We start from the raw sequence: 21,546 nt of genomic DNA, 5'->3' as shown, positions 1-21,546 counted from the left end.
TTAAAACCTGTTAAACCTAAGTTTTAAAATTCTTTTTCTGTAATCTCGCTGTCAATAAACTTTGTAATGCCTGCATAGACAGCGTTATTTAAATCTGCTGCCAGGCTGTCAAGGTCATTTGGGCTTTGAATACTAGCGCCGTCCTTTTCAGCTATTGAAATGCTATAGCTGAAGTTATATATATCCCTGTAATTTTCCCCATCAGTTATGGAAGGGCCTTCCCCGATAATGTTACTGCCGGTATTTGCAATTGACAGGATTATAAGTCCCCGCATATTTTGAATGTTTATCACTCCGCATTTTATGGTATACATGCAGCTGTCAAGGGCTGCTTTGCTTTGAAGGCTGTCAATTTCCTTTTTAATACTGTCTTCAAGCATTGCCCTCTTATATGCAATATTAGCCTTATAGGCGTCTTTTACTCTTAATGGTCCGTCAGTTTTTTCACCTGGTAGTAAAACCCCGATAAGCTTATAGGTTCCGACTGCAACTGCACCGAGCAAAAGGAAGGTGAACATGCTGCGCATTATCTGCCTTTTATGTATTGTAAAAAACCTTACTGCAGGGTTTGCCAGCTCAAGTTCCAGCTCTTTAAGAAATTTCGAAAACTCCTTGTTTCTTGTGCTGTAGAGCAGGATTTTTACATCCTTCTTTTTAAAGGCATTTTTATCATGAGTAATAAAATAGTTCCTCACGCTCTCTGTATATTCATCAAAATTTATAACATGGGAAAACACATTTTCATCAAAGGACCACAGGAAAAATTCATATATTTTATCACTGCCGCCTGAATGCAAATAATTGATGAGGCTTTCAAAATCATATTTAATGCTGTTACCTAAAACTGTAATAAAGCCCAGTATAATAGCAGGATAGTTGCTGTATTCGATTTTATCTTTGTAAAGCTTGCGTATTATTGATTTCACCTGGTTTCCGTATTCCAGCCTGAATATACCATATCTATCGGAGCTTTGGCCTTTAAGTACTAATTCTTGAATATATTCGATCATTTCATACCTGGGTTGACTACGCCTGTACTTAAGTCTCAGGCTTTTGATATCTTCCAGGGATAAACTATATAAATCTAAATTTTCATACAGGAAATCTTCGCAGTTATCAATTATTGATACTGCAAACTCCCTGTATTTTTCCTGCTGGAGATTATTGCCGGCTGACTTGGTCAGCCCGGTCATAAAGTCTTCAATCTTTTTATTTTCGGATACCATGTTTTTTGACTTTGCTAAAAGCTCCGTAACCTTATGGGTTACCAGTTCTTTAAAGCGCCTGTTTAGAATAACGTCATTTGATATAGTTTCCCAGTATTGTATTTCATTAAAAAGCCCCTTCAGGTTTTGTATATCTGAAAATCTGTCTTCAATATATATTTCAAAGACCGGTTTTACACTGTTGCTTCTTAATATGAGATTTATAAATTGCCCATACATCAGTGCATTTTGTGATAAAATTTTAAATATCCCTGCCCCATAATCCTTAACTGCCCTGCTTTTTGAAAGGACAGTTCCCAGCAGATAAAAAATCCTGCTGTTTACAGTTTGAACTCCAACATTAAAATAACTTGCAAGGTTTTCAACTGTCCTGTAGGAAGGAAGGTAAGTGCTGCTCTCCATATCTTCAATTTCCCGGTCAACTATCTTGATATATAAATTGCTTAATAAGGCCTTCCCTCTTTCGTCAGAGCAGTTATAATACTTGAGTATTATATCCTGGGCATGTTCCCTGTCCGACCTGTAAAGGTTAAAATTCCCTTCCTTTATGCAATATAAAATGCAAAGGTCATCATATGTACCCATGTATAGCTTTTCTTCATGGCCGGCATTGTAAAGCATACTTAAAGCAAATTCATAAAAGGACTCCAGGTTCCTTTCATTATTTATATTGTCCCAGGCAAAATCAAGATAAGGGTGGTCCACTGCATCTATATCAGGTATCCGGTCATTGACAAGGTCGAATGCATATTCTCTCTCAATCTTGGAATAATTTTGCCTCAGTCCTTCCTCTTCCACGAACATTATGTTTATATATTTCCTGCTTTCAGGCTCCTTTACATAGGTAATATACCCTATGTTCCCTCTCACGTAATAGGGCAGCCCTGCAAATATATATTTTAGAAGTCTTTTGGCATAACCCGATATATCCCCTATATCAACTCCGGGATTGATATACACCTTTTTCTTTCCCATGGATGACATAATTGAAGCATGCAGAAGTTTTTTATAAACCCCTTCCGTTATACCTATATCCTCCAGTTGCCCTGTATTGTAATTTCTCTCATTCCTGTCATACTTAATGACTGAAAGCTGGGGAATTTCCATACCCATTTCAATATTGTAGCTGTCTGAAAATCCTCCGGCATAAACTGTCTTTTCAATATTTTTTATATACTCTCCCTTTTCGGCCTCAGGTATGACGAAATTATGGGTAAAGAAGGTGCTGCGAAGTCCGGTGAAGTCTGCACCCACATATACCGAACGCCCGACAACCATTTCTCCGGTATCAACATGAAAGCATATGAAGGATTCAGGATATTTTAAAGGATCCTTCTCTCCCGAAGCCTCTAATTTCCTGGGAGGGTCATAGAAGCAAAAGGGATGGAGGTTTTTCTTTATGAAGTTTTCATTCAGTCCCCTGGATTTTGCGATGGTATCATATCCTTCCGAAGAACGGAATATGCCTCTTCGTTCCCTTGTATAATACTGCTGCTCAATCACTTGGCCCTACTCCCTTCAATGACTTTCAACCGGTACAGCAACCACAGAAAAGGCTCATCTACTCTTACAGGGCTTACTGTCCCCTGTATCTTCTGGTCTACCGGGTCGCTTCCTAAGGCAGATACGGCAAAATATGCAGTATTGGTAAAATGCACCTCCATGGCGTCGGTGAAAGCCCTGTCTACTTTATCAATAAACCTTTTTACTTCTCCGTTTATATTTTCAAATTCCGTAAGGTCAAATGTACCCTTGTGGGCGGCATTGTAGAATATGTTGCTGTTTTCTTTTATATAATCATCGCCGCACAGCACTTTTAGAGTATCGCTCTTTGTAAGCACCACGGCTGTGGGTATGTCTGTCTTTCCCTTCTCCTGGTTTCCTATAAAGTTCTCAAAAAGGCTTATTATTACTTCCCGAGGCTCATCATATTTTGATGTAAAATCCCCGGGGGCATCTTCTCTTCTTATGCTTATCTTGTTCCTTATTGTCCTCATCTGCAGCGGATCTACCAGGAACATCATCCCTGAGGAATTTTTAATGTGAGCTGCAAATATATCAAGGTAATCCCTCTCTACCATTCCTTCGCCTGCCACGTCGAAAAACACCAGTGTCACAGGGTCCTTAGATTCATCCTTGAATTTGAACTGGAACATTAAGGGCTCCTGTTTTGCCGTCTTCCGCGTAGAGGTTAAAAGTTCCCCCCTGTCGTAGATAGGGTCTTCATATAATTCCCTGAACCTTCTGCTTACTTCAACGCTTACCGGTAAGCAGGCGGCATTGAAATTGTTTGCGGTAAAATTCTGCAGCGTATGAATTAATGAAGTCATATAGACGGATTTCCCTACCTGGGAAGCACCGATAATGGAAATTATATTCCCCGGTACTTTTCCGGCTGTTAAGGGAAGTTCATTATGGCAGGAAGGGCAGAGCCTTTTTTTAGAAGCAATTCCATACCTGTCTACTACCTCAACCAATACTCCGTCTACATACTTTTTATATTCGTCGGGAATCCTTTCGGGATAAATAACCGCTTCCATGTCCGGCAGAGGTCCCAAGTCGAACTTTGCCCTGTAGGCATTTAAATTTTCATCTTCCTGGAGCTGAAACTCCTCGTCATCCTCTTTGTAGTGGGCTGCCCTGAACACTGCTTTATCCGGGCTGTATTTTTCAAAACAAAAAGGGCATACAATGTCAAAAAACTCCGGCCTTACCGTCTTCTGTTTTGACTTGAAAAAATCAAAAATACCCATAATATTTTCCTCCTATCTGCCAATAAGCTCATATAATCCGACGTTTATGCTGCTGTCTGTAAGAAATAATCTGACATACTCGTTTTTATCCATCTCTATTTCAGGCATAATATTTTCGCCTGCGGTAAAATCCTGTATGAAAGGAAATACTATTCCGTCACTGGAGTTTTGAGGATATGATCCCGACTTTTTTACATAGCAGATGGCATCCTTATCAACAGGCGCCTCCGGGCAAACTGTTATCCTTACGGTTTTTTTATCTGTAAACAGCTTTTTGCGTTCTTTTACGGAATAGACTATATGTATTTTCCCGGTCCTTACGCTTATTTTATTATTGATGCCGTCCTGGTCGATAAGATATAATTCACCATCTTCCCTGACCATTGGATAGAGGGTATATGTATATCTTCCTATACCCTCTATCCTTTCATGATATCCGTTATACTCCATATACTCGTTTTTTGTATAAAGCTTTGAGTTTTCTTTTGTCACCTTGTCTATGTCTATCTTTTCATCCTCAGCAGTACGGCATATGTATACCGAATCGATACCCCGGGGCCACAGCCAGCTAAGTATACAGTTATCCCCGTCTATTACACAGTTAATATCTCTTATCTGCTCAAAAGAAGCCTGCTCCCTGTATCTCATCATCATTCCTCCTAAAAGCTTTTCTTGCCATGGCCGGCTCCGCTGCCGGGCAGGTTGGTGCTGCCTGGAGGTTGCTTGCTGCTGCTTTTTCTGTAGAAATTGCCGCTTCCTTCCTGCTTTACAAGAAAAGTGAAAAATGTAAAGACACAGGACAGAATTATAACGGCAGGGATCCTTATTATGTATTGCAGCCAGGGAGCCGTTTTATATCCTATTTCCAGTATCAAACCTGCCATAAGGCCTGAAACAGCTCCTCCTATGGAAAGCCCTTTTGCAAGGTACCGGTTATCAAATATAAGGCCTACGGCAAAACCTACTGCCACACCTATGATAATTAAAAATACCACTCTCATAATACCATATACCATACTGGATGAGGTCCTGCCGTTTCTTTCGCCTACCAGCAGCCTTAGATCCCTTTCGCGGTATATTTTTGTAAATGCGGTATCCAGGCCTTCCACGTTTTCTACGCTATAATATTTCCCCCCTGTATCTTCCGATATTCTGACAAGCATGTCCTGGTCGCTGCCTTCCATTCCTACGGTAAAAACAGGAATATAGCCGGATTTATATGGAGCTATGGTCTCTTGGTAGAAATCTGCCAGGGAGTAAGTATCTCCTCCGTCGGAAATTAATATGACCATGGCCGATCTTCCGGGCATTTCATTTTGTTTTATATGCTCTGAAGCATAAGTTAAAGCGCCTTTTATATTTGTCATGCCATAAGGTACGTCATATTCCTGGAGTTTACCCGGGATATCCCTCTTTAAGCCGTCGGTTATGGCAGCCATGGGCTGCACATTTACAACCTCGTCATTAAATACAAATACCGATACCCTGTTGTCTGTATTCATGCTGTCTATAAGGTTTTTAACAGCCTTAAACCTTAAGTTTTGAGGATCCGTACCCTCCATGCTCTGTGATGTATCCATAAGGATTACCACATCGTTGATTTTTCTTGAGCCTCTGAAGTTCAGCCCATATACAAATTGGAGCACCATGCCTGCTATAAAAAGCATTACAAGGGTGCAGGGCACTAAAAACTTCCATGAGCTTAAGGTATACATTCTCCTCCAGGCAGGCCCATTTAATATGGGGGAGATTATCTCTGCAATTAGGCACATAAGCCCCACAAAAAAAGACATCTGTCCGAAATAAAGCCCCATAAGGAGGCTGTGGGGAATTGAATAAAGGAGCTTTGAAATCATCACTTCCCCCACAATAAAGCCTATTATACCGCCGGTTAAACTTAATGCTGCCATGAGCATGTTCACTTTTCTGCCCAACACAACCACCACCTTTGAAAACAAAAGTATTTCTAATTGAAAGATCTTTTAGCAGCACCTGCAAGTTTTTGTGCTCTTTGCTTTTAAAATGACCCATTTTTAAAACTTAAAACAAGGTCAGGGCCATTTAAGGCGCATCGAGCATTAAAAACTTGCAGGTACACTATATATAATTATATATTAAACTCAACATCGGGCAGAAGCTCTTTGTCAATGCCGTGGAGCTCGAACCCTTCCTTTTCATATGTATTATAATATTTAGCAGAGTTCCTGGCATACACCAGGCTTTCTATAGTAAAACCTCCCATGAGGTTTAATTTTTCAATTCCGCTGGTCCTCTTTTCGTGGACACATCCCAGCCTGTAGGTCCTGGTTTTTTGGTCTATCTTAAATCCATATTGTATAAAGAGGCTGTAATAGTCTCCGAAAAAGTATTTTTCTTCGTGCCTGTGTTTAGCAGAATATTCCATTATATATGTACTCACCCTGGCATCCCTTTCAAGTATGCTGTACAGGTTTTTAAAAAGTTCTTCTTCAGACAATACCTTTTCTCCATACTCTGAAGATATATTGGCCCTGTGTAAAAGCTCCTCTTCAAATGGCTCCATAAATTTGGGGCTGTCCAGTATATACTTTTTGGAGTTTTCGATAAGTCTTTTAAGGAGCATTTCTGCACTTTCCGGGTATCCTGCAAACCTTTCGTCAAAATAGAATTTTGAGCCCCATTTGTTTGAAAGATCTTCAACAACATCATCTACGATCTTTCCGTAATATTCATTTATATTCTGTCCAAGATAACTGTCGGCTGCCGCAATGTTTTTCCTTGAAGCATCAACTATGAGAGATTCAAGGCTTTCCAATTCATATATTTTCTTTTCAATCTCCCGGTGTATTTTTTCTATGGCAGCCTCGTATTTTAATACTATCCTTTGTTTTATCATAAGGCTTGCTATTTCTCTTTTGCGTATATATACATCCTCAATAAGCTTTCTTTTTATATCCATTAACCCTTGCTTTTTATAGAAAAACAGCTTGTGCACAGGACTCAATACAACCCTCTGGCTGTATACATCCTTAAGCTCGGCCTGAAGCCTGTCAATTTTCTTTTGAATATCTTTATATACATCGCTCAACGCTTCGGATACTATATCCTTTGAGGTCCACATATATCCGCAATACAGTCCGTATTCATGACTGTTAACTATATTTTTCTCTATGTGTGCATTTATTTCACCCTCAAGCTTTATATCCTCCAGTCTTTTAAATGAAGCCTTCTCAAAATTCTCATTGAAATATCTCATGCAGCTGTCTCCGTAGATCTTTACTTCGGCTTCCTGGAATGTCATTCCTTCAAGGGCGGAAGGTGATACATTTAAAGACATAATAGCCATCATACCGTCCTGTATGCCATCCTCTGGAATGACTTCGCCTGTCTTCATATCCAGCGAGGCTTCGTCCAGCCTTAAAATTCTTAAAGTATCCTGTAAATTCTTGTTTGTATTTTCCTTAAGCCTATCCATATAATGTCTGTAGTAATGATATAAAACCGCAAGGGCTATTGCACTGTTTGGACGCTTAACCCATGATATGCCGGCGCTTGCATATACCTGTCCCTTTCCGCCGGCAGAAATGCTCTTTTTAAAATATTCATTATTATATTGTTCATTGTCCGGTTCATTTCCCGCAGGGCTTATGATTTTATTCTTTAAAAGGCAAATGTAGGATATTGCCCTGTAATTTCTCTCCATGGCTTTTGGGGGAATTATACCGTCTTCATTCTTGTCGCCAAGGAGGTATATAAGGTCGAAGACCGGCGCATTTCCATTTGTTATATCCAGCCTTACTCCTTCATTTAAAACCTCCAGGGGTGCCTTAAAAGAATATTCCCTTCCCTGAAAATATTCTATCTCCTTGAAAAAAGCCACAGATATGGCTGACGCATATCCAAAGTCATCATTCTCATTGCTTTCGGCTATAAGTCCGTACAGGTCGGCGCTCACCATTTTAAAATCATCATAGAGCTTTGATTTAAAAAGCAGGGTTATTTCAGGAATTAATACATTCAAAGGGTCATCCACCCTTGTAATTACACAAAGATTTACTTTTTCAAAGCTTGAGTACATCCTCCCGTATTGCTGAAGCCTGGCCTTGGCTTGCCTTATCTTTTGATTAAACTCTATAAGGAGGCTCTCATTATCATAAAATCCCCTGTACAGTGACTTCCTGTATTTGTGTAAATCGGAGGACTCAAGGGGTATACCCATGCGAAACAGGCTGCTGTCTTCAACAGGTGCTGCTCTGTATATATGAAAATACAGCACACCGTTGCTGTTATTCCACTTGACGTCGATCTCATTTTTTATTGAGTTTATAGAATCTGATATTTTGTCTCCGACGAACAAAAATATCACCGGATTATAAACGGCCCTTTGTTCATCGCCGCCGTTTATCTTCCTGTCTACAGATGCCTCATATAAAGCAGCATAGTTATTTAACAAATCATCCATGGAAGCCCTCCCGGAATTGTATAGTATTGGGGCTGTTGCATTTTGAACACTCAATTGCTATGTTCAAGTTCTGCAAGTTCTAAGGCTCCCTGCCTTGAAAATACAAGAATTTTTAAACTTCATTCGCTCAGACAATCTAAAATTCTAAGTATTTTTCTTCGGCAGCGTCACCAAGAACTTTTAAAGAACTCTCATAATGCTCATTTACGTTGTTCATAATGCAACAGCCTCTTAAATTACAACTATTGCAAATTCCTTTTTAAATCATTCAATTTAGTTAATACTTTTTTATAAAAATCGTACATTTCGTTGCCGTTTATAAGCTCATCCCTGCTGTATCCAAGTTCCTCCCGGGATTCCGCATATGCTGCTATCATACCGTTTATTGTATTTAAAAGCTGTGTCGTGTCTTCCAGAGCCCCTAACTCTTTGCTCCTTTTTTCGGACTTTCTTAATACCTGGCCTTTGTGTTTTTCATCCAGGCTGCAAAATTTACTGTATATTTCAAATTCAGGATACTTTTTAACCTTGAGCAGGTTTACAAAGGGCTCCCACTCCTCTTCCTCCGGCTCCTTATCGTATACATACATTGCTCCCTTTTTAAATATGGTGCCGGTGTACATTGCTTCTATAAACTGCTCCAGCATTGTATTTTCTTTTTCAACAGCCTTAAGGGCAGAATCCAGCTCCTGAATTTTTAAAAGTATTTCGTCATACTTATTAAGCTCTGCCTTAACCAGTTTTATTGCCTGGGGTGAGCGTGCGAAATTTTCCATGGCCCTCTCTTTGTTATAGCTGTCAAACAAGTCCTTTGAATAATCCCTTTCGATACCATCCTCTACGAGACTCTTAAGGGCTAACAGGCATCTTTTCATTTCAGAAAAGTTCATCTGCCCGCTGGGAAGCTGCATTTCAAATTTTGCCAGGAAGGGCTGAAGTTTAAAAGGCTTGGTAACTATATAATTATACCTGTTGTTAGAGCCGTCGGATCCGTCCTTTTCCCTGATACACCCCTGCTTCAGGGCTTTTTCAAAAACCTGGGCAAGCTCCTGGTTATAACCCTTTACCCTGTTATTATAGTAAGTATCCCCCCATGACCTCTGGGGTATGGGTGAAGGCAGGTAGGTCCAGTTGTTTTCCCTGGTCTGTACCAGGTGGCGGCCTATGCCTTCCTTTTCAAGTATTGTCTTCTCATATGCCTCTTCATAAATTTTAAGAGGCGAATATGCATAAAGGGGTACTCCATTTTTTGTATTAAGCCAGAATATACGGTTTTTAACCTCGCTCTCTTTTACGGTAAAATTGGATTTACCCAGGGCGTTGGTCTTATAATTATTTATACCCTTTAATATTTCCGGCGCCTTTTGAGGTATGGATACAAATCCCCAGGAGGGCAGGTTTAAATTTCCGCTGCTGTTGCTTAAATAAAATACCGGGACTGCGTCATCGTCCAGCCTTTTGGCAATATTCCTCTCTATGAGCTTATCTATCATCTCATCGTTCCCGTATTTAATTACAAGGAACTCCTCCATGGATTTTGTGATCAAATCCCCGAAACTGTCTGACATGAAATCGCTTATTGAGCCTATTATATCTATGTCCTGCTCCCTTACCCAGTTTGCTGATTTGCCCAGCAGCTCTTTTGTAAAGAAACGTATAAGGTCGTCTTCATCCTTCTCGTCCATAACTTCGTCTATAGTCTTTAAAACATCGGGGATGCTTACGATATTCCAGTGATATGTCCTGTTCTCCTTATATTCCGTTTCCTTGCCGGTGACCAGAATATTTCCGTTCTCCTCAAAAATCTGGTTCAATGTATTTAGTACCTCTGTAAACACGTTATATATTCTGGAATTTTCACTGTTTAAGAGGCTGTGGACATCCTGGAAGAACTCCATCATCTGCTTTATACGTTCCTCGTCGGCCCTTAGGTAATATTCATTTATTTTGGCCTCTATATAGTCATTTTTCTTCTTTTCCTTATTTATTATAGCTTTCATGGCCTCTGCCATTTTTTCATCCGCATTATACCGGAGGCTCTCTATATCCTGGGGATATCTTTTTAACATCTCCTTTAAGGATTCAATATAGGCCTCTATGGTCTTTAGCAGGCAGAAACCGGATGTCGAAAATATAAGCCTGGAGGCATAGAAAGGACCCTGGTCTGCATTTAAAAATATCCTACGCACCTGGTCGTTGAATTCCGCAAGATATTCGCCGGGCAGCTGCCTCTTAGCCTTTATGTATTCCTCCCTGGCCTTCTCCAGAAAACCCTGGAGTTCAAAATCTATGTTTACCGACCTGGTCTTTACTATATTATAATGGCTAAGCCTTTCACTGTGGTTATATCCTACCAGCGGTTCCGGAACATTTTGCTGGAACCTTCTGGCCACAAATTCCTTGTCAAGCTTAAGAGACCTTACAAACTCCTCCACATCCTGCTGGTTTGGGGCATTTTTAAACATTTTCTCCATTTTCTTAAAGAGCCTGTATGCGAGGTATGTGGTTATTTCTTCTATAGGAAGATCTGCTGACGAGGCACCTATTATATTGTATTTGTAATTTGCAGAGTAAGGTCTTGCCATCTGGGCAATATTGGTATTAATATTGCTTATATAATCATGGATTGCAAATTCCTCTCCCGAATGCTTTTCCTCATCGGCCATGAAATTCGTTATGTTTTCCGCAGTAACATTGAGACAGTAATCGTATGCATTGTCAAGGAGCTTACCTTCGGTATTGGTGGCGGAAATAAGATGGCACAGGTTAAAAGGAGGCATGGGTGAGTCTACGGTGAGAATATCCCTGTAGTTCTGCTTAAACCTTTCGCCCCTCTCATCCACATTCATCCAGTAATCCAGTTCCTTTAATGCCGCATAGCCATTCTTTATGACATAATCGCAGGTATGGCTGTTGTTCCCTATCCTGTCAAGGTTTATATCTGGAGTAAAAAGGTATCCTAAAATGTTGACCCTGTCGACGCCGGCAGTGCCGTATTTTTTCTCCATGAGGCCCCTGACAATATAGGCTATATCAAGGAAGCACCCGCTGCCGGTCCCGCCGGACAAACCGCTTAATATGAAAACCATAAGCTTTTCGCTTGTTCCCTTTAAAAGCACATCTATCTTTTTTTCTATACTTTTAATAACTGGCATTATCTTGGTAAATAAAAGCAGCCTGCCTGCCTGTCTCACGCCATTGGCGCCATTCATGCCGTCGGTTATAATAAGCTCCGGCGACAGCCACTCGGAAATACACGGATCCAGTACGCTGCGGTTCTGGAGAATGCCCCCTATTTCCGCATTGGATAGGAGCACAAGTTCATTTATAGAGTCGAGCTTTATGCCCTTATACTTGTTTCCGGCGTCTCTCTGATTTGTTTCAAAGGCCAGAAATTCAATGTTGTCCGGCTTCTCCTTCTTCCTTCTAGTGATAGGGTCTTCAGGCAGCCTGAACCTCCTGTTTATCTGGTATTTGAGCCTTAAAAGGGCGTCGTTGCCCGTACCTCCGATACCTATTACCAGCATGGGATTATTTATTGTATTTACTCTTATCTTCTCACTTACAATACCTCCGCCAAGTTTTACATCCAGCTGCTGTATATGTTCTTTAATGGCAGGTCTCATTTTTAATCACATCCTCATCTTTAAAGTTTTTCTATCTTAAATGAACGTCTGTTGCATTTGAAAAAAATTGCATGATTAAAATTCGTGCAGTTCCTTCAAGCTTCCTCAATTAAAATACTCAACAGTTATGCTCTTATGGACTGTGGAAAGGTTTATGGTGATCCTTTCATTAAATTTAAGTTCATATCCCCTGGAAGCGTCAATTATTCTACCTGTCTTCTCAATGGTCCCCGGGGACATATTTTTAATTATAACATTATCGTTTCTGCCGGGAGTCAGCACTATCTTCTCTCCTTCCTTATATTCGGGAAGAAGCTGCAGCAGTTGATACAGGGTTACTTTGCCCCTGTATGTGTCCAGCCTCCTGTACTGTGGGGATGATATTTTGTTTGTATCAAGGTCCCTGACTTCTACCATCACCTGCCCTACAAAGGGCTTTCTGGCCTTCAGAATTGCTGGAAGTACAAGAGCCGCAAACAGTATTATGGCAGCCAGCAAAATCCCCATAACTATGTATACTATTATCGGCACTATAGCAAGGGTGACGGCCAGGTCCGACTTCCCTCCGCTGCCATCTTCGGCAGTAATGGTTAAAACTGCATCTCCGCTGGCTTTAGCGGTTACGGCCAGCATGCTTCCATTTATGGAAGCATCAGCTTTGTCCGGATTATCAATAGATACTTCATATACCAAAGGATCTCCGTCCGGGTCGGTAATTATCCTGGACAGGTCTATGGTTTTCTTTTGACCTGCACGGAGCCTTATATTCTTTAGAGGGTTTGAAATTACCGGAGGGCGGTTGCCTGCCTCCAGTATAATGCTCTCGCTCTCTCTTAAAAAGCTTTCAGAATCCACGACGGCTTTAACCTCATATTTATGGTTTTCTTTAAGTGTGAAGCTGCCGGTAAAGCTGTCACTTAACAGGGAAAGGTCTATTTTCTCCTCTGTGCCGCTGTCAATATCCTTTATCATAAGATATGCCTTCATATCTTTATAGGCTTCTATATCCTGAAGCCTCTGGCCATTGCTTGAAAGATAAGATGTCACATTGACCATATCTCCCTTATGGTATTCACCGGGAGGTGAAAGCTCCATATTCACCTTCAAATCATAATTAAATATTAGATTTATTTTTATTTTATCCCCCGATAAGCCCTTTACCTTAAGAGTCCAATCACCTTTTTGAGGATTGATTATTTTAATCAGTGAATAACTGCTGGATATGGAATAGTATATATTATCTGAGGGTATAGTCTGCTCCTGGCCGCTGCTGTCAAAGAGCTTCACTTCGACAGGGCTTTGGGACAGAAGAGATATATTGGCTTCCACAACACTGCTGTCCGGTATGGTAATTTTCACGTCCTGATATTCTCCGGTGCCGTTTACATACCCCGGTGTTACAATTTTTAATTTCAGATTGTCTGCAAATATTTCACTGAGTATCTGGGGCAAGGTGTCCGGAGTATCCGTAATGAAAGTTTTTGCATTTGTCGAAGATGATATTTGCTTAAGCTCATCCTGGTCCACCGTACCGTCTGCATTCAAACCTATTGTGTATATTGGATAACCCTTGTAGGAGGCTATTTGCATAGCTTCATTTTTATCGGCATCCGATTGCGCCTTTGTCCTGGAGCTTCCGGAAAGCTCTGCCTTTCCATCGGACAGAAGTATAATCAAAGGCTTCTTTGAAGGGTCATTACTTCCGTCAAGCATCTGTACGGCTGCTTTAAGACCCAGCCCTATATCCGTTGCAGATTTTTTAGGTATTGAAGATATTATATCCTTCAGCTCACTTTTATCATCTGCCGATTTAATTTCCTTAAGGGGAGTTTGCTTTATTATCCTGTCGCTGTATGCAATTATCCCCACTCTGTCTCCCTCCACAGAGCACATATCGATAAACATTTTTGCAGCTTCAAAGCTTATGCTTTTAGGGTCGCTCTTTTCCATGGACCCGCTGGAGTCAAGGACAATTACCGCATCGATTTTAGATCCGCCATCCGATTGTGAGTGAGCTGCAAATGGGAAAAAAACCTGAAAAATAATAAATAGGGACAATAATAACAGCAGCTTTAATTTTTTCATATTCCAGTACCTCCGGATTTATATGGTCATAATTAATGTTCTTATATAGTTTTACAGCACATATTGACATAGCTTATTTAAATTAGACGTGAAAAAATACAAATTGTCTTCATTTTTTTACTTTATTTTGTATAAATTTTATCCATCATATCTGTAGTTTAGCATATACTTTTCCTATTAATCAATTATTTAGTAGACCGGACTCATCTTTCTATATACATAATGGATTAATCACAATTTTCAGCTCTTACCGCCATAAGAAGGCTATGCATAAACCTGCGTTAACCTGGTTTATATTTATATAGAATGCATTGTCGAATTATAGATATTGAAAAAAGAAAATAGCGTGTTATAATAAGTATAATTTATTAAATAATAATTATTATTGATAACAGAAAACTTTTTAAGTAAAATTATAAAAGCAGGTTAGTACTGTGTTTCAAATTATATTAAATCCGTTCTACAATACCTAGATAAATTTTCATGACAGGGTATACCTTATATGGGAAAATTGCATTAATATTTTGAATTTAATATACTAATAATATTAGACTTTAAGGGGGACTATAAATGAATTGGCTTAACAACACTAAAATTGCAGTAAAGTTTACGGCAGCATTTATTCTAATATCAATATTTGTCGGAGCAGTTGGATATATTGGATTGTCTAATATGGATAAAATCAATAAAAACGCTGCGGATATGTATAGTAACAATCTTATGTCCATACAGGAGCTCATCACTATCAAAAGTAATTTTGCCCAATTCAATTCAGACATCTTGTCTTTGCTTTATGCAAAGGATGAAAATCAAATCACATCAATCCAGGAGCATATTAACGAACTCAGGGATAATAATAACGAGATGATGGCGGCTTTTGAAGAGATAGCTGAAGACAGCGAACGTGAATTATTCGATCAGTTTAAACAGCTGGTTGCCGATTACAGGGATTCATACGGCAAAGTTATCCAGCTGGTAAACGATAAAAAGTATGAAGAAGCTGAAACCAGTTTTGACGATACTCTAAAGATTGAAAAAGACATGTCGGATACCCTTGATAAATTAATTGCTCAAAATATTACAGAAGCGGAAAATGCCAACAAGGAAAATCAAAATATATTTAAATCATCGTCATACAAAATGACAATTATTGTTGTTGCCGCTTTTGTGCTAGCTATAGCTTTGGGCTTTACATTATCATTAATAATATCAAGGCAATTGAAAAAAGTTGTAATGTTTGCCCATTCCGTAGGAAATGGCGATTTTACTCATACAATAGATATCAAATCAAAAGATGAAATAGGAAACCTGGCCGGCGCTTTAAATAGTTCAGTTAAAAACGTCAGGGATTTAATAAATGAAATAGCATCAGGAGCCCAGGAAATAAGTGCGATAAGCGAAGAAGTATCGGCGACAATGGAAGAAATATCATCCCAGATGGAAGGGATCAATGAATCCACAATACAAATTTCAAAAGGAGCCCAGGACTTAAGCGCAACAACTGAAGAAGTAAATGCATCTGCTGAAGAAATAGGCTCAACAACAGCCGAACTTGCCAATAAAGCAAATGACGGAAATATATCTTCCCAGGATATTAAAAAACGCGCAACAGAAATTAAATCAAAAGCAGCCAAATCCATTGAAACTACTGAAGCTATATTTAATGAAAAGCAGGCAAAAATAATTAAAGCCATAGAAGAAGGAAGGGTTGTGGAAGAAGTTGGAGTTATGGCCGATTCCATTGCATCCATCGCCGCACAAACAAACCTTCTTGCTTTAAATGCAGCCATTGAAGCCGCCAGGGCAGGCGAACAGGGGCGAGGATTTGCAGTTGTCGCCGATGAGGTAAGAAAACTTGCCGAGCAATCTTCAGATACGGTATCCAGTATTCAGAATGTTGTATCCCAGGTACATAGAGCTTTTAACAACCTGTCACAAAATGCCGGTGACATTTTAAGTTTCATTGAAAGCAATGTTAAGTCCGACTATGAGCTGTTCATGGAGACAGGGGTCCAATATGAGAAAGATGCGGAATTTATAAGTAAAATGTCCCATGAAATATCTGCAGCAGCAACCTCAATGTCTGAGGTTATAGAACAAGTTGGCGGCGCTGTTGAGACAGTGTCTGCAACGGCTCAGCAATCTGCTGCCGGTACTGAAGAAATATTAGCAAGCGTGAACGAAACGACAATAGCCATAGAAGGAGTATCAGAATCGGCGCTGAATCAGGCTGAGCTTGCTGAGAAACTTAATAATTTAGTTAAGAAATTTAAAGTGTAAAATTTTTCTGCGCCGTAGAATGGGGCTGTCTCATTTGACACACTGCATTTACTGTGCTCATTTATGTTGTTTCAAATGCGACAGCCCCACGGTACAAACATAATATCATCGGCAGTATAAAAGATAGACCAGTCACCAAGACAATCTATCTTTTATGCTGTTAATGATATTAATTAATCTAAATGAAGTGCTTATATAGAAGTTATATGTTCCCGAGTTGCTCCATGATTTGATCTTGATTAACTTTTTTTAGCTTTTATTCTCTCTGCAACCTTATTGGCAGCAACCATTGCTGTTTGAAATGATCCCTGCTGCCATGCATGTTTTTGAGATATGTGTTCACCTGCAAAAAATACTTTGCCATTCATTTCAGGCAATGTGACAACATATGAGAAAAGTATCTTATCCTGCGGCTTCATAATTGCAGCTCCTCCCCACATATACTGCACCTGCCCCCATCTGAAGGTTATGGAAGATATAAATTTATTATCTATATACTCGAAGGGAAGTCCATGAATCCTTTCAATATATCCTTTAATGTCATCAATTCTCAGGCTGGGGTATTCATTCCCAATCCTATCGGCATCCATGGACCAGTTATAACTTGCAAGCAATACGCCGGGCTCCGACGGTGATGCACCGGGCCGGAGAGTCCAGCCATTTTTCAAATTTGGTATTGGCATTGCATGATCGGAGGGATAAAAAACCGAAGTATTGGGAAGATCTGTTAAGGTGTTCCCCCCAACTATTCTTGTACATGGATTACCATATTCCCAAAACCTGTCTTTAAGAAAAAAGAAGGTCTTCTGGGCATTTTCATAGTTAAGTTCTATGATTGCCTGGGATTTTTCCTCACTGAATAAAGGATTTATTTTTGCCCTTCTCAGGCTTGAAAATGGCATGGTACATATTACGTAATCAAATTTTTCATAATAACAGCCGCCACGTTTTCCGTCTCTATATTGAAGTATTACCCCATCTCCCTCAGGGGATCCGTATATTCCATCTACTGCAAAACCTATTTTGAAGTTTACTTGCCCAAGCTCATCTTTGCTTATATTAACATATGCATCGGTTGTATCATCGCACAGTGCTCCATACAATGCCAGAGGTAATTTTATCATGCCTCCGTTGATGTAATAGGTAGCTCCGAAATCTGCAGTATATATCTCCTGAAGCTGCTGAATAAAGCTCAGGCCTATGAGGTTTTGCTCAAGCAGAGCCATATTGCCCAGCATTGATATGGCGCTCTGACTAAGTCCCGCGCCTTCATATGCCATTCTGCGGGTCATCATATCCCTTTCCTGTATCTTATAAGAGTATTTGGGCTTAATTTCTATAAGCTCTCTTCTTTCATCCGGTGAAAGGGTGTATAGGTATTTAGAAAACACCAGCTCCTCAAGGGCCTGCCATGGCCTCTTTCTTTCTTCATGTGTAAGGCTAAATTGGGGATATATGTTTTTCATAACGCTCAAGCCCTGGGGATCATTTACCGCACGTGCATTTCTTATATAAAAAAAATTTCTTATATTATTTATTACAAAAGGACTTGTTTCTAGTTTAAACAGGTTTATATAGTGCCATGTAGCTTCATGGGATAAGGGTATACGCATTGCCCCCAATTCTGCGAAATACTTTTTATCATCAGTAAAATAGTGAGTATTTATCCTGCCTCCAATTCTTCCGGCTGCTTCAAACAGCGTAATATTACAACCTATCTTTCTCAGTTCAAATGCTGCCGAAAGCCCTGCTTCTCCGGCACCGATTACCGCAATTTTAGAATTCTTTCCATAGCCCTTTGGACATACCGTTGTTATATCAGGAGGCGGATTTAAAATTTCAATAATATTTTTAAAGTCCTCCGGCCTTCCTTCTTCAACGAGGTGCTGCATCAGCATTTGGTGCCTTTGTTCACGGGTAGGATTATCAACCTGATATGGGACATTTATGTTGGTATAATGCATTAACCTATCACGCCCTATGAATTCTATACATTTCAATTTATGCTTCATTCAGAAGGAGCGTGATGGTATTATATTTAAATCCTTTAAATATTTATTATAGAATTTGAAAATCAAAGTTTATTATATGAATCAATTATGGATTGTCAACTTTAAGATTAAAACCATGGGGCATTTAGACAGACCTCTTTAATATATCAATAGATGTTCTTAAATCATCTATTGATATCTGCCCCGGAGCTGACGCCTTGGTGCCGGATGCAAAAGTAAGGCAGGAGCCGAATAAATGCCCTGCTGTTCTGCTAATTGCGCCTTTGCCTGACATTGATATACTTATAAAAGGAATTTTTGCATGCTTTTCCTTAAATTCAAGAGTTGCTTCCAGCAAAGTAAGCACATCCTTCATCCCCTCAGGCATAACTGCAATTTTAGCAATATCCCCACCGAAGTTTTGAGCATCCAGGAGTTTATTTATAATTACCTCCTTTGGCGGGGTTGCCGCAAAATTATGATGTGAAACGACAACATATATATTAGCCTTGCGGCCCTCATCTATAATACCGGCTAATATTTCACCGCCGTTAATCAATTCAAAGTCAACTATGTCAACAAGCCCTGACCTTATTGCAGTTTTGGCCATAGCAGCCCTTATTTCCTTGGAAATAGCCTTGACCCCTCCCTCTTCAATCATCCTACATGTAAAAATCACAGGATAATCCGGCAGTAAATTTCTTATATTTATGAGGGCATTGACTAAATCCTGTTCATCTTCCGCGCCGTCAAAATAATCCGCCCTCCATTCAACGATATCCGGTTTGAGGCCTGATATATTTTCACATTCAGTTACCAGCTCTTCCTTTGTCCTTGCCACTAAAGGAATGCATACAGCCGGCACTTTTCCGCCTATGGTCACATCTTTTACCTTAACTAATTTGACATCCTCTTGCATGCCCTTTACCCCCACTTTCAGGTTTTTCTATATTTTATCACAATTTTACATTTACAATATATAAATTAATATTATTGTTAAGTTTGCACGATTTATTTAACTTATTCCTTTTAACCTGATAGCAGGAATATTAAGGTTTATATAGAATTTTTTAATACTGAACATTGGATTTGTGATATAATAAATCCTTACAGGATTCATTGCTGCATTATATTTTTAACCCGTTACCCAAAGGAGGCAGAATTTTGAAGACATCAAAAAATCCTGACAGAAAAAAGATTATCAGAAGAAGAATGATTTTTCTTTATATATTTGTATTTTTAATATATACATATCTCTTAGGAAGACTGGTATTAATCCAGATTATAGACGGAGAAAGGCTTAAAAACTTGGCTGTATCCCAGTGGAACAGCCAAGTAAAGGTTGATGCCAAACGCGGGGAAATACAGGACAGAAACGGTGCCAAGCTGGCGTTGAGCGCCAGCTGCAGCCGCGTGGATGTATATCTGCCTGATGTAGCAAGAGTGGAAAAAGAAAAACCCGATATCAAGAACACAATGGCAGCACAGATTGCAGGTATTTTAGGACAAAGTCCCGATGATGTGTTAAAAAAGCTTAACGCCACCCTACAAAGCGGCATGCCGGCCAGCAGCGCCACCATCGCAAGAAGGATTGACAGCGACAAGGGCGTCCAAATTAAAGAATTAAAGCTGCCGGGTATAATAGTTTCCGAGGATACAAAGAGATTTTATCCCAACGGCAATTTTTTATCGCAGGTCCTGGGCTTTACCAATGTGGACAGCGTAGGCCAGGAAGGCATTGAACTGGAATATGACAAGGAACTCAAAGGCATCCCCGGAACCATACATACCGAAACGGACATTTTTGGAAGACAGTTGCCCTATGCGGAATCAAAATACAATGCTCCCGTAAACGGAAGCGATTTGACGCTGACAATAGATTCAGCAATACAGCTTTATGTTGAAAAGGCATTGGAGCAGGGAATTATCGCAAGCAAAGCAAAATCTGCGACAGCCATAGTCATGAATCCTAAAACTGGAGAAGTCCTTGCCATGAGTACAAAGCCGGATTTTGACCCTAACGACCCAAGAAACATGGAAAATTTCCAGACTGTCCAGGAAATGATACAGACATGGCAGAATAAGGCTGTAACTTTTACTTATGAACCGGGCTCTGTATTTAAAATAGTTACGGCATCGGCGGCATTAAGCGAAAACATCGTAGATGACTCCACCCGGTTTGAGGACCCGGGCTACCTGGTTGTCGCAGGCAGGAGAATTTATAACTGGAACAGGGCGGGGAACGGTGTTTTAGACTTTGCGGAATTGCTTCAGTACTCAAGCAATGTGGGATTTATGATGTTAGGCCAGCAATTGGGAAAGGAAACCTTATATAAATACATAGATGATTTTGGCTTTAAAACCAAGACGGGCATCGATGTGCATTTTGAAGAAAGCGGCTACGGAGTACCATTGGACAGGGTAGGTCCCGTAGAGCTTGCAAACATATCCTTCGGGCAGGGCATTGTTACAACACCCATGCAATTGACAGCTGCCTATGCAGCCATCGCCAACGAAGGCAAAATGATGGTGCCTCATATAGTAAAATCCATCACCGACACTGACAATGACGGAAATGTAATATCAAAAATGGAGATACAGCCAAAAATGGCAAAGCAGGTAGTGGATAAAAGTATTGCCGATAAATTGATGGAATATCTCGAAACAGTTATAACGGTAGGCGGAGGTAAACCAGCTTATGTAGAGGGCTACCGCATTGCAGGAAAGACAGGAACGGCACAAAAGGCAGAAAATGGAAAATATATAGACGGAAAATACGTGTGCACATTTATAGGCATGGCTCCTGTTGAAGATCCCCAGTTTGTTGTTTATGTGGCAATTGATGAACCGGACCCTTCAAACTATTATGCAGGACAGGTAGTAGCCCCTGTGGCAGGCCAGATATTCAAGGATATATTTACCGTTAAAAACATCTCCCCGATGGAAAAGGATGAATCCGGCATGGCTGAGATACCCGATGTACGCGGCCTTACTCCTAAGGATGCGGAAAAAAGATTGAATTTTGCCGGCTTTAAAGTGGAAATCAAAAAGGCAGGCACAACGGTTACATCCGTATCCCCGGCTCCCGGAACCTTGGCACAAACAGGGTCTAAAGTTACAATAACAGTAAGTAAATAGTAAAAC

General features: G+C 40.0%; 11 protein-coding genes. 2 read left to right on the top strand and 9 right to left on the bottom strand.

Annotated elements, in window-relative coordinates:
• Nucleotides 1–23: 23 nt before the first annotated feature.
• From OXPF_RS13605 to OXPF_RS13575, 7 genes are all read right to left on the bottom strand, one after another.
• Nucleotides 24–2,729: a GAP1-N2 domain-containing protein gene (locus OXPF_RS13605; RefSeq protein WP_054875772.1), complete on the bottom strand. Its 2,706-nt coding sequence runs from the start codon at nt 2,727–2,729 to the stop codon at nt 24–26.
• Nucleotides 2,726–3,979, bottom strand: coding sequence for a TRAFAC clade GTPase domain-containing protein (locus tag OXPF_RS13600; RefSeq protein WP_054875771.1), 1,254 nt, complete (start codon nt 3,977–3,979; stop codon nt 2,726–2,728). Before OXPF_RS13600 ends, OXPF_RS13605 begins: the two co-directional genes overlap by 4 nt.
• 12 nt (nt 3,980–3,991) lie before the next feature.
• A complete protein-coding gene (locus OXPF_RS13595; protein WP_054875770.1) occupies nt 3,992–4,627 on the bottom strand; it encodes a hypothetical protein in 636 nt (211 codons plus the stop codon).
• Nucleotides 4,628–4,638: 11 nt separating this feature from the next.
• Nucleotides 4,639–5,913, bottom strand: a complete 1,275-nt coding sequence (locus OXPF_RS13590) for a vWA domain-containing protein (RefSeq protein WP_054875769.1) — start codon at nt 5,911–5,913, stop codon at nt 4,639–4,641.
• A gap of 173 nt (nt 5,914–6,086) precedes the next feature.
• On the bottom strand, nt 6,087–8,420 hold the full coding sequence (locus OXPF_RS13585; protein ID WP_054875768.1) for a hypothetical protein: 2,334 nt from the start codon (nt 8,418–8,420) through the stop codon (nt 6,087–6,089).
• A 242-nt stretch (nt 8,421–8,662) separates the two neighbouring features.
• Nucleotides 8,663–12,046, bottom strand: a complete 3,384-nt coding sequence (locus tag OXPF_RS13580) for a tubulin-like doman-containing protein (protein ID WP_054875767.1) — start codon at nt 12,044–12,046, stop codon at nt 8,663–8,665.
• A 105-nt stretch (nt 12,047–12,151) separates the two neighbouring features.
• Nucleotides 12,152–14,131, bottom strand: coding sequence for a VWA domain-containing protein (locus OXPF_RS13575; protein ID WP_054875766.1), 1,980 nt, complete (start codon nt 14,129–14,131; stop codon nt 12,152–12,154).
• A 570-nt stretch (nt 14,132–14,701) separates the two neighbouring features.
• Here OXPF_RS13575 and OXPF_RS13570 point away from each other — a divergent pair.
• The gene (locus OXPF_RS13570) at nt 14,702–16,411 is read left to right on the top strand and encodes a methyl-accepting chemotaxis protein (RefSeq protein ID WP_054875765.1); all 1,710 of its coding nucleotides are present in this window, start codon (nt 14,702–14,704) and stop codon (nt 16,409–16,411) included.
• 239 nt (nt 16,412–16,650) lie between these two features.
• Here OXPF_RS13570 and OXPF_RS13565 read toward each other — a convergent pair whose 3' ends face one another.
• Both OXPF_RS13565 and aroD read right to left on the bottom strand, forming a co-directional pair.
• Nucleotides 16,651–18,423: a flavin monoamine oxidase family protein gene (locus OXPF_RS13565; RefSeq protein WP_242854410.1), complete on the bottom strand. Its 1,773-nt coding sequence runs from the start codon at nt 18,421–18,423 to the stop codon at nt 16,651–16,653.
• Nucleotides 18,424–18,547: 124 nt separating this feature from the next.
• A complete protein-coding gene (gene aroD / locus OXPF_RS13560; RefSeq protein ID WP_054875763.1) occupies nt 18,548–19,321 on the bottom strand; it encodes a type I 3-dehydroquinate dehydratase in 774 nt (257 codons plus the stop codon).
• 245 nt (nt 19,322–19,566) lie between these two features.
• Between aroD and OXPF_RS13555 the strand changes: the two genes are divergently transcribed.
• Nucleotides 19,567–21,540 (top strand): penicillin-binding transpeptidase domain-containing protein, encoded by a 1,974-nt coding sequence (locus tag OXPF_RS13555; protein ID WP_054875762.1) that lies wholly within the window; start codon nt 19,567–19,569, stop codon nt 21,538–21,540.
• Nucleotides 21,541–21,546: the final 6 nt, after the last annotated feature.

It is taken from the genome of Oxobacter pfennigii, assembly GCF_001317355.1.
GTDB classification, from domain to species: Bacteria; Bacillota; Clostridia; order Clostridiales; family Oxobacteraceae; genus Oxobacter; species Oxobacter pfennigii.
The sequence above is the reverse complement of the archived record's forward strand: the minus strand, read 5'-3'. Positions and strand labels throughout refer to the sequence as shown.